This is a genomic window from Kushneria halocnemicola (genome assembly GCF_965650455.1).
Lineage (GTDB): Bacteria > Pseudomonadota > Gammaproteobacteria > Pseudomonadales > Halomonadaceae > Kushneria.
The window spans coordinates 106536-126021 of record NZ_OZ287968.1; the positions used below are offsets into that span (position 1 = coordinate 106536).

Annotated in this window: 19 protein-coding genes; 9 read left to right on the forward strand and 10 right to left on the reverse strand. The window is 63.4% G+C overall.

The window, feature by feature from the left end; all coding sequences use genetic code 11:
* Positions 1-66 precede the first annotated feature (66 nt).
* The 4 genes from ACS92L_RS00475 to uxuA all read left to right on the forward strand — a co-directional run bounded on the left by ACS92L_RS00475 (position 67) and on the right by uxuA (position 4747).
* Positions 67-660, forward strand: coding sequence for a TRAP transporter small permease (locus ACS92L_RS00475; protein WP_438766292.1), 594 nt, complete (start codon positions 67-69; stop codon positions 658-660).
* 4 nt (positions 661-664) lie between these two features.
* Positions 665-1951: a TRAP transporter large permease gene (locus ACS92L_RS00480; RefSeq protein WP_438766293.1), complete on the forward strand. Its 1287-nt coding sequence runs from the start codon at positions 665-667 to the stop codon at positions 1949-1951.
* Between the two features lie 45 nt (positions 1952-1996).
* A complete protein-coding gene (locus tag ACS92L_RS00485) occupies positions 1997-3496 on the forward strand; it encodes a mannitol dehydrogenase family protein (protein WP_438766294.1) in 1500 nt (499 codons plus the stop codon).
* A 69-nt stretch (positions 3497-3565) separates the two neighbouring features.
* Entirely contained in the window at positions 3566-4747 is a 1182-nt protein-coding gene (uxuA, locus tag ACS92L_RS00490) for a mannonate dehydratase (protein WP_438766295.1), read from the forward strand.
* Positions 4748-4777: 30 nt separating this feature from the next.
* Here uxuA and ACS92L_RS00495 read toward each other — a convergent pair whose 3' ends face one another.
* The gene (locus ACS92L_RS00495) at positions 4778-5530 is read right to left on the reverse strand and encodes a hypothetical protein (protein WP_438766296.1); all 753 of its coding nucleotides are present in this window, start codon (positions 5528-5530) and stop codon (positions 4778-4780) included.
* Between the two features lie 226 nt (positions 5531-5756).
* Between ACS92L_RS00495 and ACS92L_RS00500 the strand changes: the two genes are divergently transcribed.
* From ACS92L_RS00500 to ACS92L_RS00520, 5 genes are all read left to right on the forward strand, one after another.
* Positions 5757-6335 (forward strand): NfeD family protein, encoded by a 579-nt coding sequence (locus tag ACS92L_RS00500; RefSeq protein ID WP_438766297.1) that lies wholly within the window; start codon positions 5757-5759, stop codon positions 6333-6335.
* A 30-nt stretch (positions 6336-6365) separates the two neighbouring features.
* Positions 6366-7121 carry a slipin family protein gene (locus ACS92L_RS00505; RefSeq protein WP_438766298.1) on the forward strand — a complete coding sequence of 252 codons (756 nt, stop codon included), beginning with the start codon at positions 6366-6368 and terminating at the stop codon, positions 7119-7121.
* Positions 7122-7214: 93 nt separating this feature from the next.
* Complete coding sequence (locus tag ACS92L_RS00510) at positions 7215-7853, forward strand: YceI family protein (protein WP_438766299.1); 639 nt, start codon at positions 7215-7217, stop codon at positions 7851-7853.
* 594 nt (positions 7854-8447) lie between these two features.
* Positions 8448-9947 carry a SulP family inorganic anion transporter gene (locus ACS92L_RS00515; RefSeq protein WP_438766300.1) on the forward strand — a complete coding sequence of 500 codons (1500 nt, stop codon included), beginning with the start codon at positions 8448-8450 and terminating at the stop codon, positions 9945-9947.
* Positions 9948-10029: 82 nt separating this feature from the next.
* A complete protein-coding gene (locus ACS92L_RS00520) occupies positions 10030-10887 on the forward strand; it encodes a universal stress protein (protein WP_438766302.1) in 858 nt (285 codons plus the stop codon).
* A gap of 111 nt (positions 10888-10998) precedes the next feature.
* On the opposite strand, the gene ACS92L_RS00525 is transcribed toward ACS92L_RS00520, so the two are convergent.
* The 9 genes from ACS92L_RS00525 to ACS92L_RS00565 form a co-directional block, all read right to left on the reverse strand.
* Positions 10999-11466 (reverse strand): excinuclease ATPase subunit, encoded by a 468-nt coding sequence (locus ACS92L_RS00525; protein ID WP_438766304.1) that lies wholly within the window; start codon positions 11464-11466, stop codon positions 10999-11001.
* Between the two features lie 102 nt (positions 11467-11568).
* Entirely contained in the window at positions 11569-12162 is a 594-nt protein-coding gene (locus ACS92L_RS00530) for a class I SAM-dependent methyltransferase (protein WP_438766306.1), read from the reverse strand.
* A gap of 85 nt (positions 12163-12247) precedes the next feature.
* A complete protein-coding gene (gene fabG, locus ACS92L_RS00535; protein ID WP_438766307.1) occupies positions 12248-12970 on the reverse strand; it encodes a 3-oxoacyl-ACP reductase FabG in 723 nt (240 codons plus the stop codon).
* A 60-nt stretch (positions 12971-13030) separates the two neighbouring features.
* Positions 13031-13492 carry an ApeP family dehydratase gene (locus ACS92L_RS00540; protein ID WP_438766308.1) on the reverse strand — a complete coding sequence of 154 codons (462 nt, stop codon included), beginning with the start codon at positions 13490-13492 and terminating at the stop codon, positions 13031-13033.
* A complete protein-coding gene (locus ACS92L_RS00545; RefSeq protein ID WP_438766310.1) occupies positions 13485-14663 on the reverse strand; it encodes a beta-ketoacyl-ACP synthase in 1179 nt (392 codons plus the stop codon). Before ACS92L_RS00545 ends, ACS92L_RS00540 begins: the two co-directional genes overlap by 8 nt.
* The gene (locus ACS92L_RS00550) at positions 14660-15259 is read right to left on the reverse strand and encodes a DUF3261 domain-containing protein (protein ID WP_438766311.1); all 600 of its coding nucleotides are present in this window, start codon (positions 15257-15259) and stop codon (positions 14660-14662) included. The genes ACS92L_RS00545 and ACS92L_RS00550 overlap by 4 nt, the downstream gene beginning before the upstream one ends.
* A complete protein-coding gene (locus ACS92L_RS00555) occupies positions 15256-16554 on the reverse strand; it encodes an NAD(P)/FAD-dependent oxidoreductase (RefSeq protein WP_438766312.1) in 1299 nt (432 codons plus the stop codon). Before ACS92L_RS00555 ends, ACS92L_RS00550 begins: the two co-directional genes overlap by 4 nt.
* Positions 16547-18868, reverse strand: a complete 2322-nt coding sequence (locus ACS92L_RS00560) for an MMPL family transporter (protein ID WP_438766313.1) — start codon at positions 18866-18868, stop codon at positions 16547-16549. The genes ACS92L_RS00555 and ACS92L_RS00560 overlap by 8 nt, the downstream gene beginning before the upstream one ends.
* A gap of 2 nt (positions 18869-18870) precedes the next feature.
* Positions 18871-19470, reverse strand: a complete 600-nt coding sequence (locus ACS92L_RS00565; protein ID WP_438766314.1) for an outer membrane lipoprotein carrier protein LolA — start codon at positions 19468-19470, stop codon at positions 18871-18873.
* Between the last annotated feature and the right edge of the window lie 16 nt (positions 19471-19486).

Genomic DNA, 19486 nt, shown 5'->3' on the forward strand with positions numbered 1-19486 from the left:
GCAAACCGCTGACTCTCACGCCTTCCGTGCATATTGCCCGGAGGGCGTGACAGCAGGAGAGACAACGTGAGTGACACTGAAAAACGGGCCAGCGAGGCGCTGGAAGCGCTCGATGTTCTGGGTCGGGTGCCGCGTCTGGGCGGGGTGTTCGGCGCCCTGGTCAACGTTCTGGATCGAATACTCGCAACGGTCGCCGGGCTGATACTGGTGGCCATCGCCGGCGTCGTGATCGTGCAGATTCTGGGGCGTTTGATACTGCCGGCGGCACCGGTCTGGACCGAGGAGCTGTCGCGCTATCTCTTTATCATGATGATTGCCGTGAGTGCCGGACTGGTCATGCGCCGCGGCAAGCACATCAGTCTGGAGCTCTTTCATCACCGATTCGGTGTCAGGGGCGCCTGTCTCTATCAGCTGTTGATGAGCGTCGTGCTGGTCGGCTTTGCCTGGCTGATCCTGCCCTATGCCTGGCAGTACGCCAGCATCGGCGCCTTTCAGACCTCGCCGGCGCTCAAGGTATCGATGCAGTGGGTCTTTGGCGCCACCGTGGTGCTGTTTGCCATGGTCATTTTGTATGGCGTGATCGGTGCCATTGAAGCCGTGGCCGGGCTTTTGGGCCTGTCTCGTGACCACAAGACAACGCCCGGCACCGGGCAGAGGTAGCACCATGGAAGTATTGATGCTGTTTGCCGTATTTTTCGTGCTGCTGTTTGCCGGCATTCCGATCGCCTTCGCGCTTGGCATCTCCTCGGCGGCCTATCTGTTTTTTGCCGGTATCCCGCTGACCATCGTGCCCCAGCGCATGTTTGCCGGCATGGACTCGTTTGTTCTGCTGTGTATTCCAGGCTTCATTCTGGCCGGTAACCTGATGAACGTGGGTAACATCACCGAACACATCGTGCGCTTTTCCAACGCCGTGGTCGGTCACATTCGCGGCGGCCTGGGGCTGGCCAACGTGGGCGGGTCGATGATCTTTGGCGGCATTTCCGGCACCGCCGTGGCCGACGCCGCAAGCGTCGGCTCGGTCATGATCCCCGGCATGTCGAAAGCCGGCTATGACAAGCCCTTTGCCGCAGCCGTGACGGCGGCTTCCTCGACAATCGGCCCGATCATTCCGCCCAGCGTGCCGATGATTATTGTGGGGTCGCTTTCCGGCATCTCGGTCGGTCGCATGTTCATGGCAGGCGTGGTGCCGGGCATATTGCTGGCACTGGGCATGATGCTCACGGTGTATGTGCTGGCGGTCAAACGGGGCTATCCGAAAGAGAAGCGCGCCACGCTCAAGGAGATTCTGATCGAAGGCAAGAGCGCGTTCTGGGCGCTTTTGATGACCTTCATCATTCTCTACGGGATCATCGGCGGCTTCTTTACGCCCACCGAGGCCTCGATCGTGGCCTGTATCTACGCGATGGTGGTGGGCATGTTCGTCTACAAGGGGCTGAACTGGCGCAATCTGCCAAAGCTGTTCGTGGATGCTGCCCTGACCTCCGCCGCGCTGATGATGCTGGTGGGGCTGGCCAATCTGTTTGGCTGGATTCTGACCAGCGAGCGCATCCCGCAGATGATTGCCGATGGCATCCTGGGCATCAGCGAAAACCCGCTGATGGTGATTTTGATCCTCAATCTGATTTTGCTGTTTGTCGGCACCTTCATGGAGACCATTGCGGCGCTGATCATTTTGTTCCCGGCGCTGCTGGGCGTGGCGACCGGCGTCGGCGTTGATCCGGTGCACTTTGGCATCATGGCGGTACTGAATCTGATGATCGGTCTGACCACGCCGCCGGTGGGCATCTGCCTGTTCGTGGTAGCAGGGATCGGCGAGATCCGCATGAGTGAAGTGGCCCGCGCCATCATTCCGTTTCTGCTGTGCAACCTGGCGGTCCTGGGGCTGGTGATGTACATCCCGGCCATTTCGCTGTGGCTGCCCAATCTGGTCATGGGACCGGCAGGATAACGTGGCGTTTGACGCCGTATCGGCGCCACAGACAAGGAGAGATTGATGAGTTCATCCGACAGCCACGACGCTCCCGAAGTGGTGCGCATTCCCTCCGGGCATGCGCCCGAGCGCATCGGGATCGTGCATCTGGGACTCGGCGCCTTCCACCGGGCCCATCAGGCGCAGGTGGTGGAGCAGTGCATCGCCCGCGGCGAGCGTGAGTGGGGCATCTGCAGCGTCAACATCCGCGGCAATCGCGCGCTGGTGGAGACCCTGCGTGACCAGGGGTTTCGCTACCATCTGGCCGAATACACCGACCGCGCTCATGTCACCCTGCGCGAGATTCGTGCCATCAGCGAGACGCTGTTTACCGGCATCGATCGACAGGGGCAGCAGGGCGAGGATCTCCCCGCGCTGCTGTCCCGCCTGAGTGATGCCAATACCCGCATCGTCACGCTCACGGTCACCGAGAAGGGCTATTACCTGAGCCCCAGTGAGGGGACGCTGCTGAGCGAGGAGCCGGCCATTGCCGCCGACATCGCCCATCCCGAGGCCCCGCGTACGGCGCCGGGCATTCTGGTCGAGGCGCTGGCGCGGCGCCGACAGGCCGGCATTCCGCCGTTTACGGTGCTTTGCTGTGACAACATGCCGGACAACGGCGAGCGCACCCGTCGGGCCGTGGTGGCCCTGGCCGAAAGGCGGGATACCGAACTTGCCGAGTGGATCGACACGCAGGTGGCCTTTCCTTCCAGCATGGTGGATCGCATCGTGCCGGCGATGGACGACGAGGCCTTCGAGCGCCTTCAGGCACTGGGCTGTGACGACTCCGCGGCCGTGGTCAGCGAGGCCTTTTTGCAGTGGGTGATCGAGGATCACTTTCCCCAGGGCCGGCCCGACTGGGGGCAGGCCGGTGTCGAAATGGTCGAGGATGTGGCGCCGTTCGAGACCATGAAGCTTCGCATGCTCAACGGCGCGCACTCGCTTTTGGCCTATACCGGCCCCCTGATGGGTCTGGAAACGGTTGCGCAGACGGTCGCTGACCCGCTGCTGCAAAAGCTGCTGCGTCGCTACATGCTTGAGGAAGCCGCACCAACGCTATCGATGCCGGCAAGCGTGTCGCTGGAAGGCTACGCCGACGCGCTGATGGCGCGCTTTGGCAACGACAGTCTGCGTCACCGCCTGCACCAGATCGCCATGGACGGCTCGCAGAAGCTTCCCCAGCGCTGGCTGCGTGGCGGTGAGCAACGCCTGGCCGAGAGTCAGGACGAGCAGGCCCTGGCCGCCACCGTATTCGGCGTGGCGGCGTGGATTCGCTATACCCGCGGCGAGGACGAGCAGGGCCATGCCTACCCGGTCAGCGACCCGATGGCGGATCAACTGGCGCAGTGCCATGGCCATGAGCGCAGCGCGGATCGGGCGGTGGCCGCCATGGCCATCGAGGCGATCTTTGCCCCGACGCTGGTCAGCGCGCCGCGTTTTAATGATCAGGTGCAGCAAACACTGGAGGCCATCGAGCGCCTGGGCATGCGCGCCGCGCTTGAGCAGCATCTGGCCAGCATCTGAGTCGACGTCAGATTCTCCGGGCAGCGCCCGGGGCTTAAAGGCTTAAAGGCTTAAAGGCAGGAGAGAGGCATGGAACATACCTGGCGCTGGTTTGGCCCCAACGACCCGGTGACACTGGCCGAGATCCGTCAGGCCGGGGCTACCGGCATCGTCACTGCACTGCACGGTCACGCCCCGGATGTCCCCTGGTCGGTCGAAGAGATTGCCGCGCGCCAGCGCCTGATCGAGGCGGCGGGGCTGTCATGGTCGGTGGTGGAAAGTGTGCCGGTGCCGGAGGCGATCAAGCAGGCGCTGGATGCCGAGGCTCGCGACCGCGCCATCGGGGTATTCTGTCAGACGCTGGAAAACCTGGCCGCCTGCGGCATCGATACGGTGTGCTACAACTTCATGCCGATTCTGGACTGGACGCGCACCGAGCTTGAATGGCCGCTGGAAGAGGGCGGGCTGGCCCTGCGTTTTGACCAGACAAGTTTTGCCGCCTTTGAACTGTTCATTCTCGAGCGCCCCGGCGCCCGGGCACTGTACAGCGAGGCTGAAATCGAGGCGGCGCGACAGCGTTTCGAGGGCATGGATGACACCGCGCGCGAGCGGCTGGTCACCACCCTGATCGCCGGGCTGCCAGGCGCCGATCAGCACTACACCCTGGCGCAGTTTCTTGAGCACCTGGGGGCGTATGAGGCCATCGACGAGGGTCAGCTACGCGCCAACTATCGTCATTTCCTGCAGGCCGTGGTGCCGGTGGCCGAGCGCCTCGGGCTGCGTCTGGCGGTGCATCCGGATGACCCGCCGCGCCCGCTGCTGGGCCTGCCGCGCATTGTCTCGACCGCCGAGGACGCGCGCTGGGTGCTCGATCAGGTCAAAAGCCCGGCCAACGGCCTGACGTTTTGCACCGGCTCCTATGGCGTGCGCGAGGACAACAACCTGGTAGCGATGGCGCGTGAGTTCGCCCCGCACATTCATTTCGTGCATCTGCGCGCCACGCGGCGCGATGTCGATGACCCCGCAAGCTTTATCGAGGCGGGCCATCTGGACGGCGATGTCGATATGGTCGGCGTGATCGGCGAGCTGGTTAAAGAGGAGCGACGCCGCAAAGAGAGTGGCGATGCCCGCCTGCCGATGCGACCCGATCACGGTCACAAGCTCTGCGACGACAAAACACGCCAGACCAACCCGGGCTATCCGCTGATCGGCCGTCTAAAGGGGCTGGCCGAGCTTCGTGGCGTGGAGTGCGCCGTGCAGGCACTCATTTAACCGGCCGCACGACGGCCGGGGCGTTCGGGGTCAGAAGGAGAGCATGCGTGCCGTACGTCGCCACAGGGCGCGCGGCGCTCTGGCGGCCCGGCGTAAATGGCGGGTGCGGTGCCGGCGCAGCGCCTTCGCCGGCAGGCGATACTCCATGCCCTCCTCGATGGTGTAGCGACAGGGATTACAGAGTCCGCAGGGGGCGCTGTCGATGGGGCTGTAGCAGAACCAGGATTTCTCCAGTGCGTCGATAAAGCCATGACGCTCGGCCTCAACCTTCATCCGTGTCTTGGAGACCTCCAGCAAAGGAAAGTCGAAAAAGCGGAAAATGGCCTCGTCGGTGTCGACCCGATCGTCAAACGTCCAGCTGCTATCCGCGGTGGCCACCACCCTGCCTTTGAGAAAGTGATAGGCCTTGTCATCGACATGCACGCTCAGCTCCAGGTGCCTGATCCCTTCACTTTTGGCATAGCGAGCGAGCCAGTCGTACTGGCTGCCCAGATGTGCCTGCTGTGTCAGCCGGTGGTAGGCCGCACTCAGCTCGGGCACTTTCGCAATTTCGCTGACCGGTGTGATCCGAAGCGGCTCGATTCGGGCGGCCGCCTCGGAATCGATATCGGCCAGTGCCGCGCGCACTTCGGAAATGGCCTGCAGTTCGCGCAGACTGGAAGCCCGTCCCAGATCAACAATGTAATGCGGAACGACCGTTTTATGATCGACCATGGCCGACGAGAGAACCCGATAGGTCGAATCCCAGCCGCCTGTCCACAGCACCTCTATCCGGGGTCGCATAAAATTTCCATAAGCAGGTTTTAATTAAACGGGGTAGACGCTATCGCATTTGGCCTCCTGCTTATTAGGCCGTTTCGCGCGTTGCGACCGGTCGGGGCCTCTTTGCTTCGACCCAGCCACGCCCGAGGATGGCTTCGCCATGGTGATTCGTTCAGACACAGTGCAGTCGGCAGGTGTACTCTGTTGATTATTGATATCTGATGCAGTCCGCCTGCCGGGAGCTCTGATGACACCTGCACCCCGCCTGTTGATTTTTCTTCTTCTTTCGCTGGTGGCGCTGCCGGCCTGGGCGGCCACACCAATGGCCGTCGAGGACGGGGTCCTGATCGTTTTGCTGGGCCTTTTGCTGATCGGCATCGAGGCCATTACGCCGACCTTTGGCGTGGTGGGATTGCTGGGGCTTCTGGTTTTTGTCGCCGGCGCCTCGATGATGGTCAATGCAGGGCTTTTGCCCGGCGGCGATAGCGCGCTGGGCATGGGGCTGGTCATCGCCACCGCGCTGCTTCTGGGCGCCTTTTTGCTGTGGGTCGTCATGCGCTTTTTACGCTTTCGCCACATTACGCCCATGGGCGGGCGCGAAGAGGTGATCGGCGCCGTGGCCGAAGCCACCCGTCACTTCACCGAATATCATGAGGGCGACTATCACGGCTACGTTCGCGTTCAGGGCGAGCGCTGGCAGGCGCGCAGCACCACGCCCGTGGCAGAAGGGGAGCACCGCCGCGTCAGCGATGTTCATGGCCTGGTGCTGATGCTTGAGTGCGAGGTCGCCTTGACTGCGACACAAACAACATCCACGCACGAGTAAACCCATCAGTTCCTGTCAGGGAGACGTCGCATGCTGACCTATCTGATTCCCGTTGTTGTCATCGTTTTCATTCTCGCCGCATCGGTCAAGGTACTGCCCGAATACAAGCGCGGCGTGGTGTTTTTTCTGGGACGTTTTCAGGGCGTGAAGGGGCCGGGGCTCTTTTTCATCATCCCCGTGATCCAGAAAATGGACATTGTGGATCTGCGAACCGTCACCCTGGATGTGCCGGGGCAGGACGTGATCTCCCGGGACAACGTCACGGTGCGGGTCAACGCGGTGGTCTATTTCAAGGTGGTTGACCCCGAGCGTGCCATCATTCAGATCGAAAACTACGGCATGGCCACCAGCCAGATTGCGCAGACCACGCTGCGTTCGGTGCTGGGCAAGCACGATCTTGATGAGATGCTCTCCGAGCGTGATCGGCTCAATGACGACATCCAGGTGATCCTCGATCAGCAGACCGAGGCCTGGGGCATCAAGGTCTCCAACGTCGAGATCAAGCAGGTCGATATCAGCGAAGACATGGTGCGCGCGATTGCCCGTCAGGCCGAGGCCGAGCGCGAACGTCGCGCCAAGATCATCGCCGCTGAAGGGGAGATGCAGGCCTCCGAGAAACTGGTGGAGGCCGCCGATATCATGTCGAAAAATCCGGCCGCCCTGCAGCTTCGCTATCTGCAGACCATGAGCGACATGAGCAACAAGAACGCCTCGACCATCGTCTTCCCGCTGCCGCTGGAAATCACCAAAATCTTTGAGCAGATGCGCGGTGGCCGCGACGACTAAACGGCGATATCGATGCGCGATGGTGGCGCAAATGCCGTTAATTTAACCTATGCTGTTGCATGTAACACAAAGGATCACAGAAGGAGAGTCCACGTGCAAAAAACGACCACACTGAGTGCCGCCGTGCTGGCAGGCATGCTGAGCATTGCACCGGCCATGGCCGATCAGCAAACGCCTGAAACCGACGACATCAATGATGTGCCGGCCGGCAATTACCATGTCGACCCGCTGCACTCCAAGATTACCTGGGGTGTGGACCACTACGGTTTTTCGCGCTATGAAGGCCAGTTCGTGGATCTGTCCGGCTCGCTGAGACTCGGTGAAGACCCCGCCGACAGCAATCTGAAAATCGAGATCCCGCTCGACAAGGTACTGACCGGTAGCGGTCTGACCGAGCATCTGCAGGGCGAGGATTTCTTCAACAGCGAAGAGCACGGCACGGCCACGTTTACCTCGACCAGCATCGAAATCGATGGTGACGACGAGGCCACGATCACCGGTAACCTGGCGCTCAACGGCCAGACCCACCCGGTCGAGATCGATGCCGAATTCAACCGCGGCGGCGTCTACGCCTTTGACGAGAAATACCACATCGGCTTTAGCGGTGAAGCAACGATCAAGCGCAGCGACTACGCCATCGATTACCTGATGCCCACCGATGACGAGCAGGGCATCAGCGACGAAGTCACGCTTCGCATCAATGCCGAGTTCGTGCCCGATCAGGGCGAGTAAATCCTGACCGGCGAGGGCGCAGAAATCATCTGCGCCTTCCCTCAAGGGCCGTGATCTTCTGCGATCACGGCCTTTTTTGTGCTCACACGTTGACCGTGTCCCAGCGATATGTCGACAAAAGCGCCTGCCATTTCGGGATGCACGATCCGTGTCCGGCTGTTAGACTGCGCCGCAATTGATGACCTCCCAAGCTGGTTGATGCAATGATCTCGATGCCCGTCACGACCCTCTGGCGCCTTACGCCACCCTGAGCCTTTCAGGGATGACCGCTCACCCGAGCGGCGCACTCGCACGAGTGCTTTTGTCGTGACGTCTCCGGCGTCAAATCTCCGTGGTTTTATTAAAAGTAATGCATGAGTGTCATGATGCGCTGTCGGCCCCTGGCCTGCTCGCCCTGTCATGACCCTTACAGACAACGGCACTCGGACCATCGTGTGGCACCGGTCGATATCCGGCGTCACCGGTTCATGTCCCGTCAGGCCATGAAACAGGTCCTCCTCATTCAGACCCGGCGCGGTGCGTCGGGTCGCTGGCAGTGACGGCGCGCGCCCTCGGGCGCCATGAATTTTTCAACCGCAGAAGGGAAAGATGAGCATGATGGGCTCAATAAAACAGAACTGGTTTTCCAACGTGCGCCCTGACGTATTGTCAGGGCTGGTGGTGGCGCTGGCGCTGATCCCCGAGGCAATCGCCTTTTCGATCATCGCAGGCGTTGACCCGCAGGTCGGGCTTTACGCCTCGTTTTCGATGGCCGTGGTGATTGCGATTACCGGCGGTCGGCCGGCAATGATTTCTGCCGCCACCGGTGCCATGGCGCTTTTAATGGTCACTCTGGTACGCGACCACGGCCTTGAGTATCTTTTTGCCGCGACCATTTTGACCGGTCTTCTACAGATACTCTGGGGCGTATTGAAGCTGGGCAGTCTGATGCGCTTTGTGTCTCGCTCGGTGGTGACAGGCTTCGTCAACGCGCTGGCTATTTTGATCTTCATGGCGCAGCTGCCGGAGATTACCGGCGCCAACGCCACGCTAACGGTTTACGCCATCATGCTGGGTGGCCTTGGCATCATCTATCTCTTTCCCCATGTGCCAAAGGTCGGCAAGGTCATTCCCTCGCCGATGGTGTGCATCGTGCTGATGACCGCCATTGCCATGACCCTTGGCCTTGATGTGCGCACCGTGGGCGACATGGGCAGCCTGCCCGACAGCCTGCCGGTATTTTTGATGCCCGATATCCCGCTCAATCTTGAAACGCTCATGATCATTTTTCCTTACGCCCTGACCCTGTCTGTGGTGGGGCTTCTGGAGTCGATGATGACCGCAACGATCGTGGACGATCTCACCGATACCCCCAGCGACAAGAATCGCGAGTGCCGCGGACAGGGCATTGCCAACGTGGCCACCGGTTTTCTGGGTGGCATGGCCGGCTGCGGCATGATCGGTCAGACCGTGATCAACGTGAAATCCGGCGGGCGGACCCGGCTGTCCACCATGACCGCCGGCGTCGGGCTTTTGATCATGGTGGTCTTTCTGGGGCCGCTGGTGGCGCAAATTCCGATGGCGGCACTGGTCGCCGTCATGGTCATGGTCTCGATCGGCACCTTTGACTGGGGCTCGATTCGCGATCTGCCCAAAAAGCCGCTGACCACCAATATTGTCATGCTCGCCACTGTCGCGGTGACCGTGGCCACCCACAACCTGGCCATGGGCGTGCTGGTCGGCGTGCTGCTGGCGGCGCTGTTCTTTGCCAACAAGATCAGCCGCATCCTGCAGATCGACAGCGTGCTCAACGAGCAGGACGGGGCATCGCAGCGCGACTATCACGTGCGCGGTCAGGTCTTTTTTGCCTCGACCACCCGCTTTGCCGATGCCTTTGACGTCAAGGAAGGCGTGGATCGGGTATGTATCAACGTCACCCATGCCCATTTCTGGGATGTGACCGCCGTTGAAGTGCTCGACCGGATCGTCATGAAATTTCGTCGCGAGGGCATCGAGGCCGAGGTGGTGGGGCTTAACGAGGCCAGCCAGACCATGGTCGACCGCTTCGGCGTGCACGACAAGACCGAAGGCATTATCGAGCCGGGCGGTCACTGAGCCATCGCATCCTGAGTCCGGGCGGCATCGACGCCCGGAATAAGCCACAATCGAACAACGACATGCGTTTCGGGAGACTCTCATGAGCAGAACCATCATTGCCTGCTTCGATGATCAGGCGAGTGCCGACAGTGCCATCGGTGACTATGCCGCCTGGGCGGCGAGGCGCATCAACGCCCCACTGTGTCTTATGCACGTGCTGGAACAGCACGCCCTGACGCATGAGGATTATTCCGGCCAGATCGGTCTGGGCACCCGGGAGCGCATGCTGGAAGAGCGCACCGAAGAGGAGGGGCAGGCCGCTCGTCAGGCGCGTGAGGCGGGGCGTCACATGCTCGAAGCGCTCAGAGCGCGTCTTGTGGATGACACGCTGATGCCGGAGATGCAGCAGCGCCACGGGGCGCTGGCACCCACCCTGCGCGAGAAGTGCACCAGTGAAGATCTACTGGTGCTGGGCCGCTGCGGCCGTGATCACAATCATGGTGATGGTACCAACTCGCTGGGCGCGCATCTGGAGGATCTGGCGCAGCACCTGGACGTGCCCATGCTGATCGCCCCGGCACGTTTTCAGAGGCCGACGCGCGCCATGGTGGCCCTGGATGGCAGCAAGCGTGGGCTCGATCAGCTCTCGCGGCTGATGCAGTGGGGCTGGCTCGAGGGTCTGGAGACCCATGTGGTACACGTCAGCGAGCCGGCCGATACCGAACCGGCCGAGCGCGGCGCCGAGTTGCTCAGCGCGGCGGGAATCGATGCCCGGGCAGTGACCCTGGAAGGGGATGCCGGGCGCAAGCTGCCGGCCTACGCCCGCGAACACGACATCGGTCTTGTCGCGATGGGCGCCTACGGACACAGTTCGCTGCGCCGCTTTTTGATGGGCAGCAAGACCCATACGCTGCTTGAGTCCATGCCGGGCGCGGTGCTTTTGATGCGCCACATCTGAAGATGTCGGCTCGCCAATCCACATGGCGACATGAAAAACGGCGTGTGGCAGACGCCAGCGCAACAAAAGGGCGCCCCTCGGGGCGCCCTTTTTTAATGCCGCAGGGCAGGGTTACTGACCCAGCGTAACCATGTCGCCCTTGAAAGCGACTTCCGTGACCACATTGCCGGCCCGGCACTCATAGCGCTGGCTGTCCGGATTGGCCCGCTGCTCGTAGTAGCTTGTGATGTTGACGATGGCGTCGGCACCCACCTGACGGGCGCGATCCTGCAGGGCCAGCAGCGACTGAAGTGCGGCCAGACGGCAGGATTCGTCATCGGTGCGAAGCGCGGCACGCACCTTGTTGGAGCTGTAGAAGCCACCGCGGCGCGTCTGAATGGCCGGGTGCTGCTGGTCGGCAAAGTAGAGCCGGATCGAGGGATCGAGCTTTTCCTGCGCCTCGGGCTGGGTCATGACCTCGGCCAGCGGCTGCATCAGAAAGGTGTTGCGTGCCTGTGCAGGGCCTGCCGTGGCCAGCATGATCAGGGCGCCCGTCATGGCCGCGGCCATGGAGACTTTAAAGGGCAGGTGGAAGGTCATCGAACATCCTCCGGGAGGTATGAAAAAGGCAGGGTGCACAATGTAGCCTGTCACACACGTTTGCGAAAGACCGCGCCACGGGCATACCTTTGATGATCAGTCTTAAAGCGGTTTGCGAAAGGCCTGAAAACAGTGCTGATTGCGCGGCAGGGCGACCACCCGGTGTGCGTCCAGCCCCGGGACACTGATCGGCTCAAGGTTGCTGATGGCCGGAATATCGGCCGGGCCGACCCGGTTGTAGGGCGCCCGGTCGTTCCAGCCCAGCAGCAAAAGGCCTCCCGGTCGCAGGCAGTCCACGCAGGCGTTAAAGGCCTTGTCGACATCGGCCTGCTCGTTGAGGCCCCAGCCCAGTACGCCGTTGCACAACACGGCATCGAGCGCGCCGTGCGGGATGTGATCGCCCAGCGCCGTCAGATTGCCCACGATATGGCTGTCGCCGCCAAAGGGCCGTTTGGCGGCGTCCAGATCAATGGTTGTGACTTCGGCCTCGCCCAGAAGCGACGGGTAGTGATGGGTATACCAGCCACAGCCCACCATCAGCACGCGCCGAATGCTGTCATCATTTGCCAGCGCCGGCAGGATGGCGTTTTCAAACATGATGCGGTCACGGTAAGGGTAGCGCAGCCGCACGCCGTGATGATCCAGCGTGCGAAGGGTCGTGGCCGTCCAGCCATACAACGATGCCTTGAACGTCATGCGTCGTCTCTCTGATTATTGTCGTGTCGTTATACGAAACATGTCAGGGCCGTGCCTTGCCTGACGCCGGTCTGAAAAGGCCGAATCAGAACAGTCCGCCGTTGACGGCAATGACCTGCCGGGTGACGTAGCTGCTGTCGCTGGAGCACAAAAAGCTGATTACACCGGCGACTTCATCGGCTCCCCCCATGCGCTGCATGGGGACGATTTTTTTGATCTCGACATCGACGTTTTCGGTCATGTCGGTATTGACCCATCCCGGGGCAATACAGTTCACCGTGATGTTTCGTTTGGCAAGCTCCAGCGCCAGCGACTTGCTGGCGGCAATCAGCCCGCCCTTGGCCGCGCCGTAGTTGACCTGACCGCGGTTGCCGATCACGCCGGCCGCCGAAGAGAGCACCACGATGCGCCCGGGCCGGCGGCGCTGAATCATGGGCATGACCAGAGGCCTGAGTACGTTGTAAAACCCGCCCAGGTCGACATTGAGCACGCTGTCCCACTGCGCATCCGTCATGCCGGGAAAGGGTGCATCCTGATGAAAGCCGGCATTGAGCACCACGCCGTAGTAGGCCCCGTGCTCGGCGACATCGGCTTCAAGACAGGCGCGGGCCTCGTCGCGCTCGCCCACGTCAAACTGCACAAGACGGGCGCTGCGGCCCATGGCGGTAATTTCCTGCGCCACGGCGCGGGCCTGCGCTTCGCTCTGGCGATAGTGCACGACGATATCGAAGCCGTCGCGGGCCAGACGCAGCGCGGCGGCCCGGCCGATACCGCGTCCGGCACCGGTAATCAGGATGGTCTGTGACATGTCACCTTCCGGTCACGTGGGTGGGAGTAGAAAACGACGGGGCCCGAGTGGTGGTGGCCACTACACGGCCCCGGTCTGTAAAACGCTCAGATTCGCCCGGGCCAGCCAGTCATGCTCGGGGTTGTCGCCGGGTCGATAGAGAAGGCCGTCAAAGGTGCCCAGACCGCTGTCGGCGAGGGTGTCCACGGCAAGCACAATCTCCAGCGGCTGATCAAAGGGAAAGTCATCGACGCGCGCCTCGAAGCGACGGGCCCCCAGCAGCATGCCCTGTCGCGGCGTGCCGCCCTCGCGGGGCTGCAGGGTCGACCAGGCAGCCGAGGCCTGCGCCATCCACTCCAGGGCGATCTGCACCGGGACGCCGCGCTCGTCGGCAAAAAGATCCGTCGATGACGGGATGACGGCCACCACGATACGTTCGCCGTCGACGTCCACCACGTGGTCGAGCAGACACATCGGCCCCTGATGCGGGACCAGCGTGGCCACGGGCGGCCAGAGGCTCTGTTTGGCGCGGGACTCATCCATCGTGGCGCTCCAGCACCAGGGCGGCGTTGTTGCCGCCAAAGGCGAAGGCGTTGGACAGTGCCACGCGCGGCCGACCGGTCGTGTCCGCGCCCACCAGCGACAGCGGCATCAGCGTCTCATCCAGCGCTTGATCATGCACATGGCGGGGCAGAAAACCGTGTTCCAGCGCCAGCCAGCAAAAGGCGGCTTCAAGTGCACCGGCGGCGCCCAGGGTATGGCCGGTCAGCGCCTTGGTCGAACTGGCCGGCGGCGGATGCTCACCGAACACATCATGAAGGGCCAGCGCCTCCATGGCGTCGTTGTGCGTGGTGGCCGTGCCGTGCAGGTTGAGATAGTCGATGTCACCGGGGTCGCGGCCGGCCATGCTGAGTGCCTGACGAATGGCGGTAATGGCGCCCTGGCCATCCGGTGCCGGCGCCGAGATGTGGTGAGCATCCGAGCTTTCGCCGTAGCCGGTCAGCTGAACGCCGCCGGCCTCGCGGGTGACGATGAACAGCGCCGCGGCCTCGCCGATATTGATGCCGCGCCGGTCCCGCGTGAACGGCTGGCACGGCGCATCGCTGATCGCCCCCAGGGCGTCAAAGCCATGAACGGTCAGATTACACAGGGTGTCGGCGCCGCCGGCAATCACGGCGTCCGCCTGCCCGGAGCGCAGCAGCCGGCGCGCCGCGCTCAGTGCCCGGGCGCCGGAACTGCAGGCCGTGGAGATGGTCCAGGCCGGCCCCGACAGCCCCAGATGATCGCGAATGAAATGCGCCGGCGCGCCGAGCTCCTGATGGGCGTAGCGATAGCGCTCGTCAAAGTCGTTGCCCGGTCCGGTGCGGGCAATGGCGGCTTCGGTTTCCGAGATCCCCGAGGTACTGGTGCCCATGACCACCGCGATACGGTGCGGTGCATGACGCGCCAGGGCCTCGTCAAGCTGTGGCCCGAGCGCCTTCAGCGCCGTGGCGATCAGCCGGTTGTTGCGGCTGGCGTGCTCGACGGGCCAGCGCGCCCCCGAAACCAGCGCCGCCGTGACATCGCCCAGCGCCAGCATGCGGCCGGGCGTGTAGCGATCGCTGTCCGTCAGCCCGCGCCGGCCGGCGGTCAGGGCATCAACGAGGGTGTCATGGTCGCCGCCGATGCTGCAGATCACGGCCGGCGAGGAGAGTCGACAGTAGGCGGCGGTCATGGTGTCTCTCCGGCACGGTCATCACCGAAGGGGGTGATGACCATGCGATAGCCGATCTGAAAGTCGGTCAGCACGTCATGGGCCCGGTCGGCGGGGTGGTCAATGGCGTCGATGCGCGCCACGAGCGTGTCGCCGTCGATAATCTCGCGCACCCGACCATGCTCAAAGCCCTGATCACGCACCTGCCAGTCACTGCCATGAAAGGCCTCGCGCAGTGCCGACTCGGGCCGCAGGCTCCACTCCAGACGCTGGGCAAACCACTTCGCCGGGAAGGGCGGCTTTTCCATGATCGACTGCGTATAGCGCGCGCCCTCGTCATCACGGATCAGGGTGAACAGGCGCTGGCCGGTGGGTGTGGCAATCACCACGCGCAGCCCCTCATCGGAGAGGCGAATGACGGCCAGTAGCGTCTGCTCGTTGCGGGCATCGTCAAAGGGCGTGATGGTCAGTTTGCGCTTGAGCGTTTGCGCCTCGCCCTGCCAGCCCGGGGCGGTCTGAGGCGCCATGGCGGGTACGCTGCAGCCTGCCAGCAGGGTCAGAATCAATAAAAGCGCAAAGGGCCACAGGCGTCGTGGCAGAAAGGGCAGTGCTGTCATGCGGCGTGTCCACACAGTTGGGCCAGGGTATCGAGATGGCGACGCGGCTGGCGGACGAAGGGGTTGTCGTCATCCCAGGCGTAGCCTGCCAGTACGGCGCTGATCATGCGTCGCAGGTAGGCCGGCGGCTCGGGATGGAAAATGATGGCCGGCAGGCGGCCGTCATACCAGGCTTCCACGAAGGCGCGGAAGGTATCGATACCGTGGCGCAGCGGGCGCTCAAAATCCCCCTGCCAGTCCGCGTCACCGCCTTCAAGCTGCGCCCTGACCAGCGGCGTGGCCAGACAGGCCGAGCGCACCGCAATGGTGACGCCGGAGGAGAAGATAGGGTCGAGAAACTCGCCGGCGTTGCCGAGAATGGCGTAGCCCGGGCCGGCAAGGCTGGTAACGTTGCGGCTGTAGCCGCCCAGCGAGGCAATGGGGCGATGGGGATTTTCAACATCAAGCCAGCCATCAAGCTCGCTGAAGGCACCAAAGCAGGCCTGAAAGCCCGGCGCTTCATCCGTATCAGGCCCGGTCAGGTGTGCCAGTTCGTCAGGCGCGCCGACAAAGCCGGTCGAGGCGCGGCCGTTGGCAAAGGGAATGACCCAGTACCAGACGTTGGCACGACCGTGCAGCCCGATCTGGATCTTGGTGCGGTCAAACGCGTGCGTCTGGCAGGCATCCGGCTTGAGTGACAGATGGGTAAAAAGCGCCTGGCGCTGCGTCAGATGCGTCTCTTCCAGCGTGCCCTCAAGGCGCGCCAGCACCTGGGCCAGACCGCTGGCGTCCAGCACGAAGCGCGCCTTCAGGCGCCATTGCTGGCCCTGTTCATCGCAAATGGTCAGCGCCGGCGCGTGCTGGTCGCTATCAAAGGCCGTGACCCGCTGGCCAAAGCGCACCTCGGCGCCACGCGCACACGCCGCCTTGATCAGGCGCTGATCAAAGTCGGCGCGCTCGACCTGCCAGGCCTGCCCGGTGCCCTCGCTCGATTTGTCCTGAAAATCGATGTCGACCCGCTGCTCGCCGCGGACAAAGCGGGCGCCGTTTTTCATCTGATAGCCGGCGTCTTTGATCATGTCGGCAAGACCGGCGCGCTCGAGATCCATCAGGCACTGTGGCAACAGGCTTTCGCCGATGGAAAATCGCGGGAAGTGCGCCGCCTCGATCACGACGACGCGATGGCCGGCCGCGGCCAGCATGGCCGCCGCCACGGCGCCGGCCGGTCCGGCGCCGATCACGGCCACATCGGTGTCTTCCTCGGGCAGGTCGGCATCAAACGAGCGCGCTGCAGAAGAGGTCATGGAATCATTCATGGGCATTGTCATTGTCATGAGGGGTTGTTCGATCACGGGGCAGGCGGTGCTGCACCAGTGCCGTGAGCAGCCAGACGCTGGCCAGGCCGATCAGGGTCGTCATGCCGATGTGGTGCAGTACCGGCGTGGCACTGAAGGCCAGCAGGCCAAAGGCCAGCAGACTCGAAATGATCGACAGCGTGATCGCAAGCCAGGCGTGATGCGCTCTGGGATGTTCCTGCATGAAGATGCCGGCGTCCAGCCCGATACCCAGCACCAGCAACAGCGCCAGCTGATGGAACAGATTGAGCGGCACCCCCAGCAGGGCATAGAGCGTGAGCACGGTCAGGATGGCGCCACCGGCCGGGGCGATCACCCGCCAGGTGCGCCGTCGATAGCGCAGGGCCAGCATCAGGGTCAGCAGGACAAGAGCGCCGGCGACCCACTGGGCGATCTGGCGGCGCAGCTTGCCCAGCACCTCGCCGATCTGCTCGACCCGGTCGACCAGCTCGATGTGCTCATCGCTGCGCGCAAGGCTTGCCAGCTGCCGGCGTGCATGGTCATCGATGCCGCCGTTGAGCGTGATCATGCCGCCCACCCGCCCCCGGTCGATCTCGCCAAGCCACAGGCGCTGGTCGCTCTCGCCCAGCGGGCTTGCCAGCCATTGATCCAGCGTCAGGGCGGGCGAGTGTTCCAGCGCTTCCAGGGCGCGCTCGTAAAGCGCCGGCGGCAGGCCCGCCGAGGCATATACCCGGTCGAGCTGCTGCTGATAAAGCCGGCGGGTTCGCTCAAGATTGGCACGCTGTCTCGCCCGGGAGGGCACGTGATCGGCCAGGCTGGTGTGGCCGCCCAGATGGTTTTCTTCGACCAGCCCATCCAGCATGGGATCGAGCGACTCAACGCGGCCGAGAAAGCCTTCGCTGTCGTGGGCCGTGACCAGCAGATAGACGGTGCCGGTATCGCGGCCCAGCTCGCGCTGCACCAGCGCCTCATCGCCCAGCAGCTGCTGTGAGGAGGTATTGATCAAGCGCAGGCTGTCATCACCCTGCAGGCGCAGACCCGCAATGGCTGCGGCCACCAGTGCCAGTACCAGCGCCGTACGCGGGCCGAGTCGGCCCCGCAGCCGGGTCAGCACCTGCCAGAGCCGTTCGGCCAGCTTCCGGGTGCCGGGGGTGGTGCGTACGCGCATCAGCGGCAGCCACAGCACCACCGTCAGCCAGGCCCCCACCAGCCCGCAGCCGGCAAAGACGGCCATCTGGCGCAGCCCCGGCATGGGTGTGAAGGCCTGGACCACATAGGCCATGACGCTGGTCACCAGCCCCAGCGCCAGCCCCGGCAGCATGCGGCGCAGGCGAAATTCGTGACCGGCGAGCGTGCGGGCGCACTGCAGGTGCAGCGCGTAATCGATCGCCACGCCGATCAGGCTGCTGCCAAAGGCAATGGTCAATAGATGGATGCCCTGAAACCACCACAGCGTCACGGCCAGGGCAAACACGCCACCGCTTGCCAGCGGCAGCAGCAGGGTGGCGATCGTGACCGGCGAGCGAAAGACCACCAGCAAAATCAACAGCACGCCGATCAGCGAGCCCAGGCCGATGGTGCTGATTTCGCTTCTGGCCTGATGGGCGCCGTCGGCGGCGTGAAAGACCATGCCGGAGCGCCACAGCTGCGCGTCGGGGTGCGCCCCCTGGAAGTCGTTGATGGCGTCGGTCAGGCGATCCTGCAGACCGGTGTCCCAGGCGTTGCCCGAAAGCTCGGCGGTCATGACCACCAGCGTTCGGCCGTCGACCTCGAGCGTGACCAGATCGCCCCGGGTATCGAAACGGGTAGAGAGCTGACTATCGAGCCAGCGATTGAGCAGTCCGAAGGGGTCTCGCACCGGGTGCTGATCGATGCCGGTGGGCATGACCAAAGAGGCCAGCGCCTGCCGGCGCAGTTCGTCGCTATCACCGCTGTCGAGGGTCGCGCGCAGGTCATCACTGAGCAGCCGATAGCGCGAGGGGCCCAGCACCTCCAGCAGGCTGTCGAGCTGATAATCGCCCGGGCGATAGCGCAGCTCGCTGACCACGTCGGCACGCTCGAGAGCCTGCGCCAGGGCATCGGCGGCCTCGCCCGGCTGGTCAGCCGCCAGCAGCAGCACGAAACGGTGGGTAAAGGGGGCGCCAAGCTGGTCGTTGGCGCGATCGATCCCGGGGGACTGGTGGGTCTCGGGCAAAAGCGCCGTGATGCGGGTATCAAGACTCGCCCCGCGCAGCAGCTGGACGCTGCTGAAGGCCAGACAGGCCATCAGCACCAGACACCATAAAAGGGCCGGCAGGCGCGTTGCGCGCATCATGGTCAGGGTGCCTGCCGAGAGGGCGTATCGCCAGCAGGGCCGCCTTTTTCGGGGGGCAGCAGATGAATATTGAGCCGATCACCGTCGGCCATGGCCATGTTGACCTGCTCGAGGCGATCGTCGCCACGCATGTCGATGCTGTCGAGATAGCTCGCCAGACCCTGGTGGCGCGGCACCAGCGTGGCATGCCAGTCCGTTTGATCACCTTCAAGCGTGACCTCGAAGCGGTCCGACAGCGTCGAGAGCCGGCCGTTGAGCAGCTGCATGATCAGGGTGGCAACGCCTGCCGGGTCGTCGTCGATGCGCTCTCCGTTGCGCCGGATGCCGGCCTCGGAAAGCTCCATGGTCTCCGCCACCGGGGACTCCAGCGACCAGATCACGCGATCCCCCTGCTCGAAGCGATAGTGACCGCGACCGTCGATCTGCGTATCCAGATCGGCCAGATAGCGGGTCTGCTCGAAGCGACCGGCCACATCGCCCTGGGCGGCCAGATGGTCTGCCAGCGCCTCAAGGCTCATGGCCTGAGCCGCCGCGGCGGCAAGCCACAGCGCAAGCGTGGCAATAGCAAGGGACAGTGATCGTAAGCGCGTGCGACAAGACATGTAACCTGAGCTCCTG

Excerpts from the sequence above, each read along its gene's own strand:
- ACS92L_RS00500 (WP_438766297.1), top strand. The coding sequence starts at position 5,757 with ATGACACCTGCACCCCGCCTGTTGATTTTTCTTCTTCTTTCGCTGGTG.
- fabG (WP_438766307.1), bottom strand. The coding sequence starts at position 12,970 with ATGTCACAGACCATCCTGATTACCGGTGCCGGACGCGGTATCGGCCGG.
- ACS92L_RS00515 (WP_438766300.1), top strand. The coding sequence starts at position 8,448 with ATGATGGGCTCAATAAAACAGAACTGGTTTTCCAACGTGCGCCCTGAC.
- uxuA (WP_438766295.1), top strand. The coding sequence starts at position 3,566 with ATGGAACATACCTGGCGCTGGTTTGGCCCCAACGACCCGGTGACACTG.
- ACS92L_RS00560 (WP_438766313.1), bottom strand. The coding sequence starts at position 18,868 with ATGATGCGCGCAACGCGCCTGCCGGCCCTTTTATGGTGTCTGGTGCTG.
- ACS92L_RS00550 (WP_438766311.1), bottom strand. The coding sequence starts at position 15,259 with ATGACAGCACTGCCCTTTCTGCCACGACGCCTGTGGCCCTTTGCGCTT.
- ACS92L_RS00520 (WP_438766302.1), top strand. The coding sequence starts at position 10,030 with ATGAGCAGAACCATCATTGCCTGCTTCGATGATCAGGCGAGTGCCGAC.
- ACS92L_RS00555 (WP_438766312.1), bottom strand. The coding sequence starts at position 16,554 with ATGAATGATTCCATGACCTCTTCTGCAGCGCGCTCGTTTGATGCCGAC.
- ACS92L_RS00480 (WP_438766293.1), top strand. The coding sequence starts at position 665 with ATGGAAGTATTGATGCTGTTTGCCGTATTTTTCGTGCTGCTGTTTGCC.
- ACS92L_RS00525 (WP_438766304.1), bottom strand. The coding sequence starts at position 11,466 with ATGACCTTCCACCTGCCCTTTAAAGTCTCCATGGCCGCGGCCATGACG.
- ACS92L_RS00495 (WP_438766296.1), bottom strand. The coding sequence starts at position 5,530 with ATGCGACCCCGGATAGAGGTGCTGTGGACAGGCGGCTGGGATTCGACC.
- ACS92L_RS00530 (WP_438766306.1), bottom strand. The coding sequence starts at position 12,162 with ATGACGTTCAAGGCATCGTTGTATGGCTGGACGGCCACGACCCTTCGC.
- ACS92L_RS00565 (WP_438766314.1), bottom strand. The coding sequence starts at position 19,470 with ATGTCTTGTCGCACGCGCTTACGATCACTGTCCCTTGCTATTGCCACG.
- ACS92L_RS00485 (WP_438766294.1), top strand. The coding sequence starts at position 1,997 with ATGAGTTCATCCGACAGCCACGACGCTCCCGAAGTGGTGCGCATTCCC.
- ACS92L_RS00540 (WP_438766308.1), bottom strand. The coding sequence starts at position 13,492 with ATGGATGAGTCCCGCGCCAAACAGAGCCTCTGGCCGCCCGTGGCCACG.
- ACS92L_RS00505 (WP_438766298.1), top strand. The coding sequence starts at position 6,366 with ATGCTGACCTATCTGATTCCCGTTGTTGTCATCGTTTTCATTCTCGCC.
- ACS92L_RS00545 (WP_438766310.1), bottom strand. The coding sequence starts at position 14,663 with ATGACCGCCGCCTACTGTCGACTCTCCTCGCCGGCCGTGATCTGCAGC.